Source organism: Streptomyces sp. L2 (genome assembly GCF_004124325.1).
In the GTDB taxonomy this organism is placed as follows: domain Bacteria; phylum Actinomycetota; class Actinomycetes; order Streptomycetales; family Streptomycetaceae; genus Streptomyces.
In genome coordinates this window covers 7,051,028-7,068,355 of sequence record NZ_QBDT01000001.1, presented here as the reverse complement: position 1 = coordinate 7,068,355, position 17,328 = coordinate 7,051,028, and the positions used below count along the sequence as shown (strand labels likewise).

The 17,328-nt window shown below is 71.7% G+C and carries 16 protein-coding genes; 4 read left to right on the top strand and 12 right to left on the bottom strand.

From position 1 onward, the window contains the following. Positions 1 to 53: 53 nt before the first annotated feature. The 3 genes from DBP14_RS31650 to DBP14_RS31640 form a co-directional block, all read right to left on the bottom strand. Positions 54 to 1,868 (bottom strand): ABC transporter family substrate-binding protein, encoded by a 1,815-nt coding sequence (locus DBP14_RS31650; RefSeq protein WP_129310963.1) that lies wholly within the window; start codon positions 1,866 to 1,868, stop codon positions 54 to 56. A 196-nt stretch (positions 1,869 to 2,064) separates the two neighbouring features. Continuing rightward, entirely contained in the window at positions 2,065 to 3,108 is a 1,044-nt protein-coding gene (locus tag DBP14_RS31645; RefSeq protein WP_129310961.1) for an NUDIX domain-containing protein, read from the bottom strand. 143 nt (positions 3,109 to 3,251) lie between these two features. Beyond that, entirely contained in the window at positions 3,252 to 3,443 is a 192-nt protein-coding gene (locus tag DBP14_RS31640) for a hypothetical protein (RefSeq protein WP_129310959.1), read from the bottom strand. A 185-nt stretch (positions 3,444 to 3,628) separates the two neighbouring features. On the opposite strand from DBP14_RS31640, the gene DBP14_RS31635 reads away from it, so the two are divergent. Next, positions 3,629 to 3,982 (top strand): hypothetical protein, encoded by a 354-nt coding sequence (locus tag DBP14_RS31635; RefSeq protein ID WP_129310957.1) that lies wholly within the window; start codon positions 3,629 to 3,631, stop codon positions 3,980 to 3,982. Positions 3,983 to 4,246: 264 nt separating this feature from the next. On the opposite strand, the gene DBP14_RS31630 is transcribed toward DBP14_RS31635, so the two are convergent. After that, the gene (locus DBP14_RS31630; RefSeq protein ID WP_129310955.1) at positions 4,247 to 5,194 is read right to left on the bottom strand and encodes an ROK family protein; all 948 of its coding nucleotides are present in this window, start codon (positions 5,192 to 5,194) and stop codon (positions 4,247 to 4,249) included. Between the two features lie 156 nt (positions 5,195 to 5,350). Between DBP14_RS31630 and DBP14_RS31625 the strand changes: the two genes are divergently transcribed. After that, positions 5,351 to 6,460, top strand: coding sequence for a LacI family DNA-binding transcriptional regulator (locus tag DBP14_RS31625; RefSeq protein WP_206739388.1), 1,110 nt, complete (start codon positions 5,351 to 5,353; stop codon positions 6,458 to 6,460). Positions 6,461 to 6,881: 421 nt separating this feature from the next. Here DBP14_RS31625 and DBP14_RS31620 read toward each other — a convergent pair whose 3' ends face one another. The 5 genes from DBP14_RS31620 to DBP14_RS31600 form a co-directional block, all read right to left on the bottom strand. Beyond that, entirely contained in the window at positions 6,882 to 8,201 is a 1,320-nt protein-coding gene (locus DBP14_RS31620; RefSeq protein ID WP_129310951.1) for an aldolase, read from the bottom strand. A 215-nt stretch (positions 8,202 to 8,416) separates the two neighbouring features. Then, positions 8,417 to 9,379, bottom strand: coding sequence for an electron transfer flavoprotein subunit alpha/FixB family protein (locus DBP14_RS31615; protein ID WP_129310948.1), 963 nt, complete (start codon positions 9,377 to 9,379; stop codon positions 8,417 to 8,419). A gap of 54 nt (positions 9,380 to 9,433) precedes the next feature. Beyond that, positions 9,434 to 10,219 (bottom strand): electron transfer flavoprotein subunit beta/FixA family protein, encoded by a 786-nt coding sequence (locus DBP14_RS31610; RefSeq protein ID WP_129310946.1) that lies wholly within the window; start codon positions 10,217 to 10,219, stop codon positions 9,434 to 9,436. Between the two features lie 218 nt (positions 10,220 to 10,437). After that, positions 10,438 to 10,947, bottom strand: coding sequence for a flavin reductase family protein (locus DBP14_RS31605; protein WP_129310944.1), 510 nt, complete (start codon positions 10,945 to 10,947; stop codon positions 10,438 to 10,440). Positions 10,948 to 11,104: 157 nt separating this feature from the next. Then, a complete protein-coding gene (locus DBP14_RS31600; RefSeq protein ID WP_129310942.1) occupies positions 11,105 to 11,542 on the bottom strand; it encodes a thioredoxin family protein in 438 nt (145 codons plus the stop codon). 286 nt (positions 11,543 to 11,828) lie between these two features. On the opposite strand from DBP14_RS31600, the gene DBP14_RS31595 reads away from it, so the two are divergent. Further along, positions 11,829 to 12,557 (top strand): lysophospholipid acyltransferase family protein, encoded by a 729-nt coding sequence (locus DBP14_RS31595; RefSeq protein WP_129310940.1) that lies wholly within the window; start codon positions 11,829 to 11,831, stop codon positions 12,555 to 12,557. 280 nt (positions 12,558 to 12,837) lie between these two features. Here the strand turns inward: DBP14_RS31595 and DBP14_RS31590 are convergent, their stop codons facing one another. The 3 genes from DBP14_RS31590 to DBP14_RS31580 are packed head-to-tail and all read right to left on the bottom strand — an operon-like array spanning position 12,838 to position 16,102. Next, positions 12,838 to 13,908 carry a low specificity L-threonine aldolase gene (locus tag DBP14_RS31590; protein WP_129310938.1) on the bottom strand — a complete coding sequence of 357 codons (1,071 nt, stop codon included), beginning with the start codon at positions 13,906 to 13,908 and terminating at the stop codon, positions 12,838 to 12,840. Continuing rightward, a complete protein-coding gene (locus DBP14_RS31585) occupies positions 13,905 to 14,651 on the bottom strand; it encodes an SDR family oxidoreductase (protein ID WP_129310936.1) in 747 nt (248 codons plus the stop codon). The genes DBP14_RS31590 and DBP14_RS31585 overlap by 4 nt, the downstream gene beginning before the upstream one ends. Positions 14,652 to 14,704: 53 nt before the next feature. Continuing rightward, positions 14,705 to 16,102: a DUF6421 family protein gene (locus DBP14_RS31580; RefSeq protein WP_129310934.1), complete on the bottom strand. Its 1,398-nt coding sequence runs from the start codon at positions 16,100 to 16,102 to the stop codon at positions 14,705 to 14,707. Between the two features lie 497 nt (positions 16,103 to 16,599). Here DBP14_RS31580 and DBP14_RS31575 point away from each other — a divergent pair, with 497 nt between their 5' ends. After that, positions 16,600 to 17,283, top strand: coding sequence for a glycerophosphodiester phosphodiesterase family protein (locus DBP14_RS31575; RefSeq protein WP_129310932.1), 684 nt, complete (start codon positions 16,600 to 16,602; stop codon positions 17,281 to 17,283). The last annotated feature ends 45 nt before the right edge of the window (positions 17,284 to 17,328 follow it).

Here is a 17,328-nt window from a genome sequence, read left to right as displayed (position 1 = left end):
GGCCGGGACGGGGCTGGTGACGTCCGGCGGTTCGGTTCAGACGGCCGGGCGGGTCACTTCTTCAGACCCCACTCGCCGGTGTTGTACGCCGGGCCCACGTTCGTCGAGTTGTTCCGCATGTTCACGAACCGCGTCTGCACGGCGAGGAACGTCGGCTTCTGGTACAGCGGCAGGACGTAGGCGTCGTCGACCATGATCTGGTCGGCTTGGTCGAGCAGTTGGGCGGCCTTGGCCGGGTCGGTCTCGCCGACGGCCTGCGCGACGAGCGCGTCGACCTTCTTGTTGCTGTACCCGCCGTAGTTGCCGCCGCCTCCGGTGACCCAGTTCTGCTGGGCGCCGGAGGTCGGGAAGGGCGCGGCGACCCAGGCGAAGACGATGATGTCGTACTGGTGCCCGGTCAGGACGGTGCCGAGGTCGGCGGCGCCGATCGGCTTGATGGTGACCTTGATGCCGAGGTTCGCCAGGTCGCTCTGCAGGATCTGGCACTCGCTCTGCCGGATCTGGTTGCCGGTGGTGTAGCGGCAGTTGAACGGCCCGACGGCCTTGCCGTCCGGTGTCCTCAGGGCGCTGCCCACGCCGGTGAACTTCGCGTCGGTGAGGTACTTCTTCGCCTTGGTGAGGTCACCGGAGCCCTGCCCGGTGGGCGTGACGAGGTCCTTGTACCCGGCCTGCCCGGGGACGAAGTTGTGGTTGCCGAGCTGTTTGACCTCGGGGTCGAACTGGCCGACGGTCTTGGCGACGATGTCCTTGATGCTGATCGCGGTGAACATCGACCGGCGCAGCGCCGCGTACTTGCCGAGGACCGGGTTGTGCAGGTTGAGGTCGAAGTGCTCCCAGGTCAGGCCGTTGCCGATGGTGTAGGTGACGTTCGGGATGGACTTCACCTGGTTGACGAGGTCCACCTCGGGCTGCGGGTAGATGCCCTGCACCTCGTTGTTGCGCAGCGCGATCGGCTCCTGGGTGGCGTCCGTGATGACCTTGAAGATCAGCCGCTGCAGGGTGGCCTTGTGCGCGCCCCGCCACCTGGGGTCGGGGACGTAGGTGGCGTGGTCGTTGTCGACCCAGCTCTGCATCTTGTACGGGCCCGCCGTCGGGTACTTGCTGGGCGGGGTCTTCTGGAAGTACTGCCAGCCCTGGGTGAGCTGGGCGGCCGTCATGTGGGCGGCGTCGCCCTGCTTGGCGCCGGAGAGCTTCTCGGCGACGTGCGCGGGATAGAGGGGGTAGCCGGCGCCGAAGAGGGACTTCCAGTCGGAGTAGGGCTTCGCCATGACCACGGTGACCGTCCTGCCGCCGTCGGAGCCGGTGACGGACTTGACGCGGTCGTATCCGGCCGTGGACTGCGGCAGGCAGCCCTTGGTCTGCGTGGAGTCGCTCGCGGGCGGCGGCGGGCAGTCCTTGCCGTTGTTGGTGCGCCAGTAGTAGACGAAGTCGTCGGCGGTGATCGGCGTGCCGTCGTTCCAGGACGCCTTGGGGTTGATCTTGTAGACGAGGGTCTGCGGGCTGGTGCTCGTCTGGCTCACCGAGCTGACCAGGTCGGTGTTGAGTTTGACGGTGAAGTCGGGCTGGGGGACGAACACCGAGGGCAGGACGACCTGCAGGGCCTCGCCGTTCTCGAAGGTGTTGCCGTTGGTGTCCTGGACGTTCCACTGCTGGATGTTCTTCTCCAGCACATAGGTGAAGGTGCCGCCGGCCTTCGTGGGGCCGGAGTTGCAGGTGTTGGCCTGGCCCTGCTCGGCGCAGGACGTGAGGCCCGCGTGGCCGTTCCCGGGCGACGAACCGCCCCCGCCGCCGCTGCAGGCGCCGAGGACCAGGGTGAGCCCGGCGGCCAGTACAAGTCCCTTGGTGAGGGCCGAGGATCGCGCGCGCATGTCCCTCCTCCGGCCGGCGGATGCCCGGCCTGTTCACGGCGGCCGGTGGGCCGCGAGGAAACTGAGCTGCGCAACGACGGTAGAACGCTTCTGTACGTTCTTCGGGTTCCCGTTCATTCCGGGACGGCGACAATTCACCCTCGCTTGTGTCTCGGAAGGACCCAGACCGGGCAAAATCCCCCGTTCAGACGGTCCGTCAGCCGACCGGTACGCCCGCCTCCAGATACAGTACGGCCCCGCGTTCCCGGGCGCGCAGCGCCCAGCGCAGCCGCTCGTAGCGCACGGGGGGCAGCATGCCGGCGGCCTCCTGCTCCGTGACGAAGCGCCAGTCGCGCAGTTCGGGGCCCGGCAGCAGCACCCGGCCGACCGCGGCGGGGTCCAGCCGGCCGCCGTCGAACAGCAGCCGCAGGCCGCCGTAGCCCGGGGGTACGGGCCGTTCCCAGTCCACGACGAGCAGCCGGGGCACCTCCCGCAGCAGTATCCCGGTCTCCTCGGCGACCTCGCGCATGCCGGCGCGGGCCGGGGCCTCGCCGCGCTCGACCACTCCGCCGGGGAACTCCCAGCCGGCTTTGTAGGTGGGGTCCACGAGCAGCACCCGGTCCTGCTCGTCGAAGAGGAGGACCCCGGCCGCGAGGGTCTCGGCGGTGGGCTCCGGGGTCTGCACGATCTCGCACGGGGCCACGTCCCCGGAACCGACGGACCCGGCGATGCGGACGGCGGTCTCGTACGGCGTGAGCGCGCTGGTGTCGACGAGGTGGGCGTCGGCGGTGAGCCAGGAGGCGAGGGCGGCGCGGTAGGGCTCGATGTGGTCGTACGACCACTGGCGCACCCGTATCTCGCCGTCGGACAGGTCCGACGGGATCTCGCGGCCCGCTATCCGCTCACGCAGGATCGTTTCAGCCGGGGCGAGGAGCACATGCCGTACGGCGATCCGGCGGGCGGCGAGTCCGCCGAAGATCTCGTCGCGGTACTCCTGGCGGAGCAGGGTCATGGGGACCACGAGGGTGCCGCCCAGGTCTGCGAGGAGGGCGGCCGCCGTGTCGATCACGAGCCGGCGCCAGACCGGGAGGTCCTGGTAGTCGCCGGCCTCGGCGAGGCGTTTGGCCGGCAGCAGGTGCCGGAGCGCACCGCCGATGACCTCCGGGTCGAAGAGCGTGCTGTGCGGGATCAGTTCGATCAGTTCCCGTGCGGTGGTGGTCTTTCCCGCACCGAACGCGCCGTTGATCCAGACGACGGTCACGGTTCCCCCTCTTCTGTTGGCCCCCTGGGGCTTGCCCGCTCCACCCTGCCACGGAAACCACGTCCAGTTGAGGGCGCCGGGAACGACGGTGCCGGCACCCCGTGGCGGGGCGCCGGCACCGGGCCGCGTGACGTACGGGCTTGCTACTGCTGCCCGAGGGCGTTGTCGTCGATGGCCAGGCTGTCCTGGCTGACGAGCTGCTGTACGTCGTCGAGCGTGCCGGAGATCTTGAGGTCGTCCTTGGGGGCGTGGTCCGCGGCGTGGGACGGGGTGACGGCGGCCACGACGAACCCGGTGGCGAGCGTGGCGAGGGCGAGCATGCTGCGCTTCTTCATGCCGGGATCAACTGTGCGCGCGGCCGCGGGGTCACGCACCCGTCGGCGTGAGACCCACGGCGTGCGCTCCGGCCACCGGCCGCACCACCCGCCCGCAAACAAGTGGATCACCGGCCCGGCCCGCCGGTAGCGTGCGGACCCCGCCCGTCCGGCCCGGCGACGGGCCCCACCAGGAGAGCGGCAGCATGACCGGCCCCCGCCCGACGACGACCCTCTGGCGTCCTACCGGCCCCGCCGAGCTGGAGCTCGTCCGCGAGCTGGAGTGGCGGGCCTGGCCACCCCGCCTGCCGGAGCAGCCGATCTTCTACCCGGTCCTCAACGAGGACTACGCGATCAGGATCGCCCGCGACTGGAACGTCAAGCACGACGGTGCCGGGTTCGTGACCCGGTTCGAGGTCGACAGGGAGTTCGTCTCCCGCTACCCGGTCCGGCAGGCGGGCGGCCAGACCATCCTGGAGCTGTGGGTGCCGGCCGAGGAGCTGGCCGAGTTCAACACCCACATCGTCGGCACGATCGCCGTGGTCCACGAGTTCCGGTGAACGGACCGCGTCCGACCGGGTTCCGTCGACAGCGGGGGCGGGAACGTTCCTGCAGACGGTTCGGTCGGGCGGACGCGGAGGACGTACGGGCCGGGCCCGCGGGCAGGGGCAGGGCAGCGGGAGCGGCAGCGAAAACGTTCTTGCCGGTCGTGTCCGTCAGCCCGGTGCCGGGGCCGTACGGGCCGGTCCGTCGGCCCGCAGGCGGGAGCGTTCCTCCTGCCGGGTCCGCCGGCCGGGCGGCGGGAACGTTCCTGCCGGCCGCCGTCAGACCGGGGCAGTGTCCGTCCGGCGGGCGAGGGCGGCTGCGGCCGCGCCGACCAGGCCGGCGTCCGTGCCCATCTGGGCGGGGGTGATCTCCAGGTGACGGACGAAGGACAGGGTCGCGTAGTCGGTCAGGGCCTTGCGCAGCGGTGTGAACAGCACGTCGCCGGACTTGGCCACGCCACCGCCGATCACCGCGATGTCGATCTCGACGAGGGTCGCGGTGGCCGCGATGCCGGCGGCCAGCGCCTGCGCGGCCCGCTCGAAGGAGGCCACCGCGACCGGGTCGCCCGCCCGGGCCGCGGCCGCCACCGCGGCGGCGGAGGCGTCCTCGTCGGGGCCCGGCCGCCAGCCCTGCTCCCGGGCGCGGCGGGCGATGTTCGGTCCGCTGGCGATGCGCTCGACACAGCCGCGCGCGCCGCACGGGCACGGGTCGCCGTCGAGGTCGACGCTGATGTGCCCGATGTGCCCGGCGTTCCCGGTCGGGCCGGGATGCAGCCGCCCGTTGAGCACCAGGCCGCCGCCGACGCCCGTGGAGACGACCATGCACAGCGCGTTGGCGTGGCCGCGGGCGGCGCCCTGCCAGTGCTCGGCGGCCGTGATCGCCACGCCGTCGCCGATCAGCTCGACCGGCAGTCCCCCGGTCGCCGCACGCACCCGCTCCACCAGCGGGAAGCCGCGCCAGCCGGGCACGTTGACGGGGCTCACGGTGCCGGCCGAGGCGTCGACGGGTCCGGCGCTGCCGATGCCGACGGAGGCGGCACGTCCCCACAGGGGCGACCCGGCGAGGTCGCCGAGCACCTCCTCCACGGCCCGCATGACCGTGTCGCCCTCCTGTCGCGCGGGCGTCGGGCGCTGGGCGCGGGCGTGGATCCGGCCGCGGCCGTCCACGAGCGCGCCGGCGATCTTGGTGCCGCCGATGTCCAGGGCCGCCACCAGGTCCGTGTGCATCAGAGTCAGATCTCCCCGTTCAACCGTGCGTATGGAAGCGAAGCAGCAGGCCGGTCGCGGTGGGGGCGCGGGCCCAGGACAGCGGTGGACAGTCTCTCGCGCAGCTGACAACGTTGTCCAGGCTCTATGCTCGACGCCACATCCTCATACAAGCCCATGGATCGACGCAGAGCACCCAGTGGGGCCTGCACGGACGACAGGACAGGACGCCGCATCGTGCCCGAGACCACCCGCCGCGCAGACCACCTCTCCGGGACCCGCTACGGCAACCGTCCGACGATGAAGGACGTGGCGGCGCGGGCCGGAGTGGGCCTGAAGACGGTCTCCCGGGTGGTGAACGGCGAGCCCGGCGTCACCCCGGACACCGAGCGCCGTGTGCAGGAGGCGATCGACGCGCTGGGCTTCCGCCGCAACGACAGCGCCCGCGTGCTGCGCAAGGGCCGCACGGCCAGCATCGGCCTCGTCCTGGAGGACCTCGCGGACCCGTTCTACGGCCCCCTCAGCCGCGCCGTCGAGGAGGTGGCCCGCTCGCACGGCGCGCTGCTGATCAACGGCTCCAGCGCCGAGGATCCGGAGCGCGAGCAGGAGCTGGCGCTGGCCCTGTGCGCACGGCGGGTGGACGGGCTGGTGGTGATCCCGGCCGGAGACGACCACCGGTATCTGGAGCCGGAGATCCGGGCGGGCGTGGCGACGGTGTTCGTGGACCGTCCGGCGGGGAAGATCGACGCGGACGTCGTCCTGGCCGACAACCACGGGGGCGCCCGCGACGGCGTGGCCCATCTGATCGCGCACGGCCACCGCCGGATCGGGTTCATCGGCGACATGCCGCGCATCCACACCGCCGCCGAGCGGCTGCGCGGCTACCGGTCCGCCATGGAGGACGCGGGGATAGCCGTGGACGAGCGCTGGATGTCGCTCGGCACGACCAGCCCCGAGCGGGTGCGCCGGGCCACCGAGGAGATGCTGACGGGCCCCTCGCCCGTCACGGCGGTCTTCGCGGGCAACAACCGGGTCACGGTCACCGTCATCCGCGTCCTCGCCGAGCGGTCCCGCCCGGTCGCGCTGGTCGGTTTCGACGACATCGAACTGGCCGACCTGCTCCGTCCGGGGGTCACGGTCGTCGCCCAGGACGCGGCCGCCCTCGGCCGCACGGCCGCCGAGCGCCTCTTCCGCCGCCTCGACGGCACCCCCGTGTCCCCGGAGCGCATCGAACTCCCGACCCACCTCATCACCCGCGGCTCGGGCGAACTCCCGCCCGCGGACTGAGCCGCCCGGCGCGACCGCCGCCGACTCCGGGCGGCCCCCGGGCCACGGCGCGCCACCGCCCGCGGGATGGCGATCGAATCCCACCGGCTCCGAGCGGCTGCGGCCGACCGGCTGAGCCACCTGCGCTCCCAGCCCCACCGGCGAAGTGGTTGCGCACCCCACCCGCCGCTCCGGCCGGCCGCGCCGACCGGCTGAGCCGGCGCGCACCCGCAACCCGTTCGGGTCGAACCGTCGCGCTCCACTACCCCCCGAGCGGCTGCGGCCGACCGGCTCAGCCGGCTCGCAGCACAGCCCCTCCGGGGGAGCGGTGGTGCACCCCTGCCCGCCGGGTGCGGCTCGGTGGCGACGTGCCACCGCCCCGCGTTCCCGGCGTGCCCGCTCAGCGGGGTCCGGGATGCGGGGCGGCAGATGCTCGGCGGGGCTACTTGGTGGAGGCTGTCAGGTCGCCTCGACGAGGGGAGGCGAAGCCTTCCAGGTCCGCGCGGGTCAGGCCGGAGAGGCGGGCCACCTCGGCGATGTCGAGGGCGCCGCAGTCGAGGCCGCGCAGCAGGTAGCCGCTGAGGGCCTTGGCGGTGGCGGGCTCGTCCATCACGTCGCCGCCGGCCCGGTTGGCGTACCGGGAGAGGCGGCCGGCGGCCTGCTCGAAGCCCTCGCGGTAGAAGGCGAAGACGGCCGCGTAGCGGGTCGGGATGTGACCGGGGTGCATGTCCCAGCCCTGGTAGTACGCGCGGGCGAGAGCGCGCCGGGTGAGGGCGTAGTGCAGCCGCCAGGCGTCATGGACCTTGGCCGTCGGGCCGACGGGCAGGACGTTGGTGGAGCCGTCCGAGACGCGTACGCCGGTGCCGGCCGCGGCGACCTGCATGACGGCCTTGGCGTGGTCGGCCGCCGGGTGGTCGCTGGCCTGGTAGGCGGCGGAGACGCCGAGGCAGGCGCTGTAGTCGAAGGTGCCGTAGTGCAGTCCGGTGGCGCGGCCCTCGGCGGCCTGGATCATCCGGGCGACGGCGGCCGTGCCGTCGGTGGCCAGGATGGACTGGCTGGTCTCGATCTGGATCTCGAAGCCGAGGCGCCCGGGTTCGAGGGCGTGGACCTTCTCGAACGCCTCCAGCAGCCGGGCGAAGGCCGTGACCTGTTCGGCGTACGTCACCTTCGGCAGGGTCAGCACCAGCCCGTCGGGGAGTCCGCCGTCCTCCATCAGGGTGGTGAGGAACACGTCGAGGGTGCGGATGCCCCGGTCGCGTACGGCGGCCTCCATGCACTTCATGCGGATGCCCATGTACGGCGCTGCCGTGCCGTTGCGGTACGCCTCGGCGATCAGCCGGGCGGCCCGCGCGGCCGCCTCGTCCTCCTCGGCGTCCGGCCGGGGGCCGTAGCCGTCCTCGAAGTCGACGCGCAGGTCTTCGACGGGCTCGCGCTCCAGCTTGGCGCGGACGCGGGAGTAGACCGGCTCGGCGAGCTCGTCGGACAGGCCGAGCACGGCGGCGAACGAGGCGGCGTCCGGGGCGTGTTCGTCGAGGGCGGCGAGTGCCTGGTCGCCCCAGGAGCGGAGGGTGTCGGCGGCGAAGGCGTCTCCGGGGACGTACACGGTGTGGACGGGCTGCCGGGTGCCGGGGTCGCCGGGATAGCGGCGCTCCAGCTCCGCGTCGACGGGGGCGAGGGAGGCGCTGATCTCCTCGCTGACGGCGCCCGCGAGGCTCGTCGCGACCTTCTGCTCCCGGCCCTGCTCGTGCTGGCCCTGACCCATCCCACACCCTCCATTTTTCCGCTGTGCGGAATCAACAATCCGTAGAATGAAGTTATCCGGGGTGGTTCCCGCTGGTCAACACCCGTCCGGGGACTGGTCGGCAGCCGGTGGGCACCCTCCTCGCCACCGTGCCCGGACGCCTCCAGGATGCACCGAGGCCCCCGTGACCGCGCAGGTCACGGGGGCCTCGTACGCCGTTGACGGCGGAGGGAGGATCAGCCCTTGCGGGTCTTGATCTCCTCGGTCAGCTGCGGGACCACGTCGAAGAGGTCGCCGACGACGCCGTAGTCGACGAGGTCGAAGATCGGGGCCTCGGCGTCCTTGTTGACGGCCACGATGGTCTTCGAGGTCTGCATGCCGGCCCGGTGCTGGATCGCGCCGGAGATGCCGTTGGCGATGTAGAGCTGCGGGGAGACCGACTTGCCGGTCTGGCCGACCTGGTTGGTGTGCGGGTACCAGCCGGCGTCCACCGCGGCACGCGAGGCGCCGACGGCCGCGCCGAGAGAGTCGGCGAGGGCCTCGATGACCGAGAAGTTCTCCGCGCCGTTGACACCGCGGCCACCGGAGACCACGATCGCGGCCTCGGTCAGCTCCGGACGGCCCGTCGACTCACGGGCGGTACGGCCGGTGATCTTCGTGCCGGTCGCCTTCTCGGAGAAGGACACCGACAGCGCCTCGACGGCGCCGGCGGCCGGGGCGGCCTCCACGGCGGCCGAGTTCGGCTTGACGGTGATGACCGGGGTGCCCTTGATCACGCGGGACTTGGTGGTGAAGGACGCGGCGAACACCGACTGGGTGGCTACCGGGCCCTCGTCGCCGGCCTCCAGGTCGATGGCGTCGGTGATGACGCCGGAGCCGATGCGCAGCGCCAGGCGGGCGGCGATCTCCTTGCCCTCGGCGGAGGACGGGACCAGCACGGCGGCCGGGGACACGGCCTCGTAGGCGGCCTGCAGGGCGTCCACCTTCGGCACGACCAGGTACTCGCCGTACTCGGAGGCGTCGTGGGTGAGCACCTTCACCGCGCCGTGCTCGGCGAGCGCGGCGGCGGTGTCGGCGGCGCCGTTGCCGACGGCGAGGGCGACCGGCTCGCCGACGCGGCGGGCCAGGGTCAGCAGTTCCAGGGTGGGCTTGCGGACGGCACCGTCCACGTGGTCGACGTAGACGAGGACTTCAGCCATGGGACTTCTTCTCTCCTGCTTGCGAGGTATGAGGGGCGGTCAGCGGGTGCGGGCTCAGATGAACTTCTGGCTCGCGAGGAACTCGGCGAGCTGCTTGCCGCCCTCGCCCTCGTCCTTGACGATCGTGCCGGCCGTGCGGGCCGGACGCTCGGCCGCGGCCTCGACCTTGGTGAACGCACCCTCCAGGCCGACCTCTTCGGCCTCGATGTCCAGGTCGGACAGGTCCCAGGACTCCACCGGCTTCTTCTTGGCGGCCATGATGCCCTTGAAGGACGGGTAACGCGCCTCGCCCGACTGGTCCGTGACGGACACGACGGCCGGGAGGGACGCCTCCAGCTGCTCGCTCGCGGCGTCGCCGTCACGGCGGCCCTTCACGGTGCCGTCCTCGATCGAGACCTCGGACAGCAGGGTGACCTGCGGGACGCCCAGGCGCTCGGCGACCAGCGCGGGCACGACACCCATGGTGCCGTCGGTGGAGGCCATGCCGGAGATGACCACGTCGTAGCCGGCCTTCTCGATGGCCTTGGCCAGCACCAGGGAGGTGCCGATGGCGTCCGTGCCGTGCAGGTCGTCGTCCTCGACGTGGATCGCCTTGTCGGCGCCCATCGACAGGGCCTTGCGCAGCGCGTCCTTGGCGTCCTCCGGACCGATGGTCAGCACGGTGACCTCGGCGTCGTCCGCGTTCTCCGCGATCTGCAGCGCCTGCTCCACCGCGTACTCGTCCAGCTCGGAGAGCAGACCGTCCACATCGTCGCGGTCGACGGTCAGGTCATCGGCGAAGTGCCGGTCGCCAGTGGCGTCGGGCACGTACTTCACAGTGACAACGATCCTCAAGCTCACGCCGGCTCTCCTACTGCATCGTCATTTCCTGGCTGCCTCTTGCAGGCAGCATAGGCGCCTGAAGCGGCCGATCCCGGTCGGGGCGTCCGCGCGCTCCGACCGAAATATTACTCGTCAGTACACCCAGTTCCTGCCCGCTAAGCAAGCGCTTTGAACTGTGACCTTCGCAACGCAGCGTAACCGGAACTCGACGGCTCCGCAGGACGGGAGGGGCGTGATCAATCCCGCAGACCGTTGAAGCGGCCCTGGTGGTAGAGGAGCGGACGGCCGTCGCCGCCGGCGTCGCCGAGGACCACCTCGGCGAGCACGATCCGGTGGTCGCCGGCCGGCACGCGGGCGGTGATCCGGCACACCAGCCAGGCCTGCACGCCGTCCAGCACCGGTACGCCCTCCGGGCCCTCCCGCCAGGCGGTGGGCGCGCCGAAGCGGTCGGCGCCGCTGCGGGCGAAGGTGGCGGCCAGCTCGCTCTGGTGCTCGCCGAGTATGTGGACGCCGACGTGGTCGGTCCCGGCGACGGCGGGCCAGCTGGAGGCGCCCGTGCCGATGCCGAAGGAGATCATCGGCGGGTCGGCGGAGACGGAGGTCACGGAGGTGGCGGTGAAGCCGACCGGCCCGGCGGCACCACGGGCGGTGATCACGGCGACGCCGGCGGCGTGCCGCCGGAAGGTGGCGCGGAGCAGGTCGGGCGAGGCGAGCTGGATGGTGCCCGGGTCGTGCAGGGCCGTCATGGACTTGTCCTTCTGCGGGAGGTGACGTCGGTGTCCGTTGCTGCTCACCGGCTCGGACAGGCCGCGCTCGCGGTGCGCAGGAGATCGACGTGGACCCGTCCGAAGAGAAGGAGTTCGATCGGCATGGGGTCAGGCTGACGACGAGGGGCGGGCCCCGTCAAGCCGGTCCCGACGAGCGGGAGGTGCCCGCGCGGCCGCTCTCCGGCCCGCCCACGGCCTCGCCGAGGGCCGCGATCACATCCGCCGTGCGGGGCTGCCCGGCGGCGCGTCGCACCACCCGGCCGTCCGCGTCGAGCACCAGCACGGTGGGCGTCTTCACGAGCCGTACGCGGCGTACGAGGTCCAGGTGGGCCTCGGCGTCGATCTCGACGTGGGCCACGCCCGGGACCATCGCGGCCACCTCGCCGAGGACGCGCCGGGTGGCCCGGCAGGGCGCGCAGAAGGCGCTGCTGAACTGCACGAGAGTGGCCCGCTCGCCGAGCGCGGCCCCCAGTTCGTCCGCCCCGAGCCGCTCGCCCCCAGCGCCACTCGGCCCCCTGCTCCCGTCCGTGTTCCCCTCCGCTCGGAGCCGCTCGCCGTCGTTCCGCCCGCGCACCGCACACCCTCGCTTCCCGTGACATGTCGTCCCCGACGGAAAGCATGCCCGGTCGCGGGATGATTCCCGCTGTCCGGCCCGTGGTCCCGCCGGCACTCGCGTGCGGTTCCGGGGTTGGCGCGGCCCGGGGACGACGTGACGAGGATCTCCCCGGCCACGGGCACCAGGACTGGTCCCCCGTTCGTTCTTCGGGCACGATCTGCGAGACGCCGTAAAACCTACGGCTGCGTAACTTTCCCGCCGGGAGCCCCTTTCCCGAGCAGAGCAGAAAGGGTCCGTCCCGCCCATGGCAGAGCTGGTCTACCGTCCCGTCATCGGTTTCGCGAAGACGATGTTCAAGGTCTGGGACCTGAAGATCGACTGCAAGGGGTCGGAGAACATCCCGCGCTCGGGCGGTGCCGTGCTGGTGAGCAACCACATCAGCTACCTGGACTTCATCTTCGACGGTCTGGCCGCCCTGCCGCAGAAGCGCCTGGTGCGTTTCATGGCGAAGGAGTCCGTGTTCCGGCACAAGGTGTCGGGCCCGCTGATGCGCGGGATGAAGCACATCCCGGTGGACCGCGGGCAGGGCGAGGCGGCCTACGCGCACGCGCTGGACTCGCTGCGCTCGGGCGAGATCATCGGGGTGTTCCCGGAGGCCACGATCTCGCAGTCGTTCACGCTGAAGAGCTTCAAGTCCGGTGCGGCGCGGCTGGCCCAGGAGGCCGGCGTCCCGCTCGTGCCGATGGCGGTGTGGGGCACGCAGCGGCTGTGGACCAAGGGGCACCCGCGCAACTTCAAGCGCAGCCACACCCCGATCACCGTCCGGGTCGGCGAGCCGGTCGAGGCGCCCCGCGACCAGTACGCGGGCGCCATCACCCGCCGCCTGCGCGAGCGCGTCCAGGAGCTGCTGGAGGCCGCCCAGCGGGCGTACCCGGTGCGCCCCAAGGGCCCGGAGGACTCCTGGTGGCTCCCCGCTCACCTGGGAGGCACCGCCCCGACCCAGGAACAGCTGCGGGCGGCCCAGGCGCACTGAGACGGCGTACGGCAAAAGGCGATCACCCGAGGCCCGTCGGCTCCCCGGGTGATCGCCTTTCGTGCACCGTCCCGGCGTGCCCAGGCCCTGTCGTCAGATTTCCCGCCTGCCCCGCGACGCCATGCACGCTCCCCCAGCCTCCGGCCGGGGCCCCCAGAGCACGCATCTACGGCGACATCAGCCTCCCCCACGCTCGGCTTCGCTCGCGCGGGAGGTGCCCCCATCGCGGCGGGCGCGAGGCCCGCCCTCCGGGCGGACGGCGGGAATTTGACGACAGGACCTAGCGCGCCATCTCCTCCTTGAGCGCCGCCACGAACGCGTCGACGTCGTCCTCCGTGGTGTCGAAGGAGCACATCCAGCGCACGTCGCCGGCGGCCTCGTCCCAGAAGTAGAACCGGAACCGCTTCTGCAGCCGCTCGGTCACCTCATGCGGCAGCCGGGCGAAGACGCCGTTGGCCTGCACGGGGTAGAGGATCTCCACACCGTGCACGCCACGCGCGCCCTCGGCGAGCCGCTGGGCCATCTCGTTGGCGTGGCGGGCGTTGCGCAGCCACAGGTCCTTCGCCAGCAGCGCCTCCAGCTGCACGGACACGAAGCGCATCTTGGAGGCGAGCTGCATGGACAGCTTGCGCAGGTGCTTCATGTGCCGTACGGCGTCCTGGTTGATCACCACGACGGCCTCGCCGAACAGCGCGCCGTTCTTCGTCCCGCCCAGCGAGAGGATGTCCACGCCGACCGCGTTGGTGAACGTGCGCATGGGCACGTCCAGCGAGGCGGCGGCGTTGGCTATCCGGGAGCCGTCCAGGTGCACGCGCATGCCGTGGGCGTGGGCGTGCTCGCAGATCGCGCGGATCTCCTCCACCGTGTAGAGGGTGCCGAGTTCGGTGCTCTGGGTGATCGACACGACCTGGGGCATCGCCCGGTGCTCGTCGTCCCAGCCGTACGCCTGCCGGTCGATCAGCTCGGGCGTGAGCTTGCCGTCCGGGGTGGGGACGGTGAGCAGCTTGAGGCCGCCCATGCGCTCGGGGGCGCCGCCCTCGTCGACGTTGATGTGCGCGCTCTCGGCGCAGATCACCGCGCCCCAGCGGTCGGTGACCGCCTGGAGCGCGACGACGTTCGCGCCGGTGCCGTTGAAGACGGGGAACGCCTCCGCGGTGGCCCCGAAGTGGCTCCGGACAATGCCCTGGAGGTTCTCGGTGTAGTCGTCCTCGCCGTACGACACCTGGTGGCCGCCGTTGGCCAGGGCCAGGGCGGCCATCACCTCCGGGTGCGCGCCCGCGTAGTTGTCACTGGCGAAACCGCGGACCTCCGGGTCGTGGTGGCGACGCGCGTCGGTCCTGGGGGGGTTCACGGCTTCTCGGTCAGCCACAGACGGTTTCCGTTCACTTCGGCGGCGGTCTTGCTCCAGACGCCCTCGACGGCCTCGGCCAGGTCCTTGACGTCCGTGAAGCCCGCGAACTTCGCGTTGGGGCGTTCGGCGCGCATCGCGTCGTGCACCAGCGCCTTCACCACCAGGATGGCAGCCGCCGAGCCGGGGCCCTGCTCGCCCCCCGCCTTGCGGAAACCGTCGGCCATGGCGAGAGTCCAGGCCTCGGCCGCGGCCTTGGCGGCGGAGTAGGCGGCGTTGCCGGCGGTCGGCTTCGACGCTCCGGCGGCGCTGATCAGCACGTACCGGCCGCGGTCGCTGCGCTGCAGGCCGTCGAAGAACGCCAGGGACGTGTGCTGCACCGTGCGGACGAGCAGCTTCTCCAGCAGGTCCCAGTCGGCGAGGTCGGTGCCGGCGAAGCTCGCCCCGCCGCGCCAGCCGCCGACCAGGTGCACCAGGCCGTCGACGCGGCCGTGGTCCTTCTCGATGCGCGCGGCCCACTCGCGGGCCGAGCCGAGGTCGAGCAGGTCGACCGTCTCACCGGTGACCGTGGCGCCGCCGCGCGCGTAGCGGGCCGCGTCCACGGCCTCCGCCAAGCGCTCCGGGTTGTTGTCCGAGCCGACGACCGTCGCGCCGGCCTCGGCGAGCCGGATCAGCGCCGCGCGGCCCGCAGGACCGCCCGCGCCCGCCACCGCGATCACCGCACCGCTGAGAGACCCGTTCCCCATGTTCTTCCCCTCTTGAACCGTGTCCTGCACGCGTTGGACTATGGCGCGGTCGCTCACGCGGCGAGCCGCTCGGCGCCGTCCGCCGTGATGCCCTTGGTGGAGGCGATCACGTTCTTCAGCTTCTTGGACAGGGCCTCATAGAACATGCTGAGCGGAAACTCGTCCGGAAGCACGTCGTCGACCAGCTTGCGCGGCGGCAGCGTCAGGTCCAGGGCGTCCGGGCCCTTGGCCCACTTGGAGCCGGGGTGCGGGGCGAGGTAGGTGGAGACCAGCTCGTAGCCGGCGAACCAGTGCACCAGCTTCGGGCGGTCGATGCCGTCCTTGTAGAGCTTCTCGATCTCGGCGCACAGCTGGTTGGTGACCTGCGGGGCGCGCTCCCAGTCGATGGAGAGCTTGTTGTCGGTCCAGCGGACGACGTCGTGCTTGTGCAGGTAGGCGAAGAGGAGCTGCCCGCCGAGGCCGTCGTAGTTGCGGACGCGGTCGCCGGTGACGGGGAAGCGGAACATGCGGTCGAAGAGCACCGCGTACTGCACGTCACGGGCCTGCGGGACGCCGTCCGCCTGGAGCCTGACGGCCTCCTTGAAGGCGGTGAGGTCGCAGCGCAGCTCCTCCAGGCCGTACATCCAGAACGGCTGACGCTGCTTGATCATGAAGGGGTCGAACGGCAGGTCGCCGTGGCTGTGGGTGCGGTCGTGGACCATGTCCCAGAGCACGAAGGCCTCTTCGGAGCGCTTCTGGTCGTGCACCATCGCGGCGATGTCCTCGGGCAGGTTCAGGCCCAGGATGTTCACGGCGGCGTCGGTGACCCGCCGGAAGCGGGCGGCCTCGCGGTCGCAGAAGATACCGCCCCAGGAGAATCGTTCCGGCGCCTCGCGCACGGCGATGGTCTCGGGGAAGAGGACGGCGGAGTTGGTGTCGTACCCGGCCGTGAAGTCCTCGAAGGTGATGCCGCAGAACAGCGGGTTGTCGTAGCGGGTGCGCTCCAGCTCGGCCAGCCAGTCGGGCCAGACCATGCGCAGCACGACCGCCTCCAGGTTGCGGTCCGGGTTGCCGTTCTGCGTGTACATCGGGAAGACGACGAGGTGCTGCAGGCCGTCGGCGCGGTGCGCGGCGGGCTGGAAGGCGAGGAGGGAGTCCAGGAAGTCGGGGACCTCGAAGCCGCCCTCGGCCCAGCGGTGCAGGTCCTTGACGAGGGCCTCGTGGTAGGCGGCGTCGTGCGGGAGCAGCGGGGAGAGCTGCTCGACCGCCTCGACGACACGGCGTACGGCCGCCTCGGCGTCGGCCCGCTCCGGGGCGCCCTCGGCGTCGAAGTCGATCGACCCGTCCTTGGACTGCCATGGCCGGATCTGCTCCACGGCATCCTTGAGCACGGGCCAGGCCGGGTGCTCGACCACCCTGGTCAGCGAAGGAACCTGTCCCTCCGCACCCGCCTGCACAAGAATTTCCGTCATGACCCATCCTCCACGGGAGAAGCTCGCGTAAGGACACCGTAGGCATACGGGGTTCCTCCCAGCAAGAGGGGTCTCAGGAAAATATCCTGTGTATTCGCATGGTCACCGGCGTTTTTCCTGTGTCAAACCGTGACGGCGCTCACTTCCGTCGCGCGCGTGGGTGCGGTCACGGCGGACGGCGGCCGGCCCGGGGACGGTCGGCATTCGGCCGGTCGGGTGACGGGGGCCGCGACGGGTGCGGGTCTCGGCCATGCCTGGTCCGGGACGACCGGGCCGACGGCCGGCCGGCGGTCAATCTCCCGGGGACTCGCCCACGCCAGGGTGACCGCACGGCGCATACGAGCCAGGTACCGCCCGCCCCGTGCCCCGATGTCCCGCGCAAGCGCGGCTGCATCGCGGGACCCGGCCATTAGGCTGCCAACCTGCCTCGCGGACGACGACGTCCCGTCGCCTGACGCGGGTGTGCCGAGCCGCCGTCGACGGAAGCGAGTTGAACCTTGAACTTCCTTACCATCGGTCACCGCGGAGTCATGGGTGTCGAGCCCGAGAACACCCTCCGTTCCTTCGTCGCCGCGCAAGCGGCCGGCCTCGACCTGATCGAACTCGATCTGCATCTGAGCAAGGACGGCGCCCTCGTCGTCATGCACGACGCCGAAGTGGACCGTACGACCGACGGCACCGGGCCGATCGCCGAGAAGACGCTCGCCGAACTGCGCGCTCTCGACGCCGGGCGCGGAGAGCGCGTCCCCGTCTTCGAGGAGGTGCTGGACGCGGTCCGGTCGCCCCTCCAGGCGGAGATCAAGGACGTGGCGGCGGCCCGCGCGCTGGCCGAGGTCATGCACGGGCGGGACCTGGTCTCCCGGGTGGAGGTGTCGTCGTTCCACGACGAGGCCATCGCCGAGATCGCCCGGCTGGTGCCGGGGGTGCGCACCGCTCTGATCGCGAGCCGCTACGGCACCGACGTGGTGGAGCGGGCGACGGCGGTGGGAGCCGCGACCCTCGTCCTCAACATCCGGCGGCTCACCCTGGAGGTCGTCGAGCACGCGCGCGCCGCGGATCTGAGGATCCTCGGCTGGGTGGTCAACACCCAGGACCACCTGCGGCTCGTCCGCGCCCTCCAGCTGGACGGGGCGACGACCGACTACCCGGAGATCAAACGCACGGGCCGCTTCACGGCGTAGGGCCGGAGCGTCCGGTCGCGTCACGGTGCGGGACCGCGACGCGCA

Bases quoted from the DNA above. Each gene is read 5' to 3' on its own strand.
- DBP14_RS31585 (WP_129310936.1), bottom strand. From the start codon at position 14,651: ATGGGGAACGGGTCTCTCAGCGGTGCGGTGATCGCGGTGGCGGGCGCG.
- DBP14_RS31625 (WP_206739388.1), top strand. From the start codon at position 5,351: ATGGATCGACGCAGAGCACCCAGTGGGGCCTGCACGGACGACAGGACA.
- DBP14_RS31620 (WP_129310951.1), bottom strand. From the start codon at position 8,201: ATGGGTCAGGGCCAGCACGAGCAGGGCCGGGAGCAGAAGGTCGCGACG.
- DBP14_RS31595 (WP_129310940.1), top strand. From the start codon at position 11,829: ATGGCAGAGCTGGTCTACCGTCCCGTCATCGGTTTCGCGAAGACGATG.
- DBP14_RS31650 (WP_129310963.1), bottom strand. From the start codon at position 1,868: ATGCGCGCGCGATCCTCGGCCCTCACCAAGGGACTTGTACTGGCCGCC.
- DBP14_RS31640 (WP_129310959.1), bottom strand. From the start codon at position 3,443: ATGAAGAAGCGCAGCATGCTCGCCCTCGCCACGCTCGCCACCGGGTTC.
- DBP14_RS31630 (WP_129310955.1), bottom strand. From the start codon at position 5,194: ATGCACACGGACCTGGTGGCGGCCCTGGACATCGGCGGCACCAAGATC.
- DBP14_RS31580 (WP_129310934.1), bottom strand. From the start codon at position 16,102: ATGACGGAAATTCTTGTGCAGGCGGGTGCGGAGGGACAGGTTCCTTCG.
- DBP14_RS31605 (WP_129310944.1), bottom strand. From the start codon at position 10,947: ATGACGGCCCTGCACGACCCGGGCACCATCCAGCTCGCCTCGCCCGAC.
- DBP14_RS31635 (WP_129310957.1), top strand. From the start codon at position 3,629: ATGACCGGCCCCCGCCCGACGACGACCCTCTGGCGTCCTACCGGCCCC.
- DBP14_RS31615 (WP_129310948.1), bottom strand. From the start codon at position 9,379: ATGGCTGAAGTCCTCGTCTACGTCGACCACGTGGACGGTGCCGTCCGC.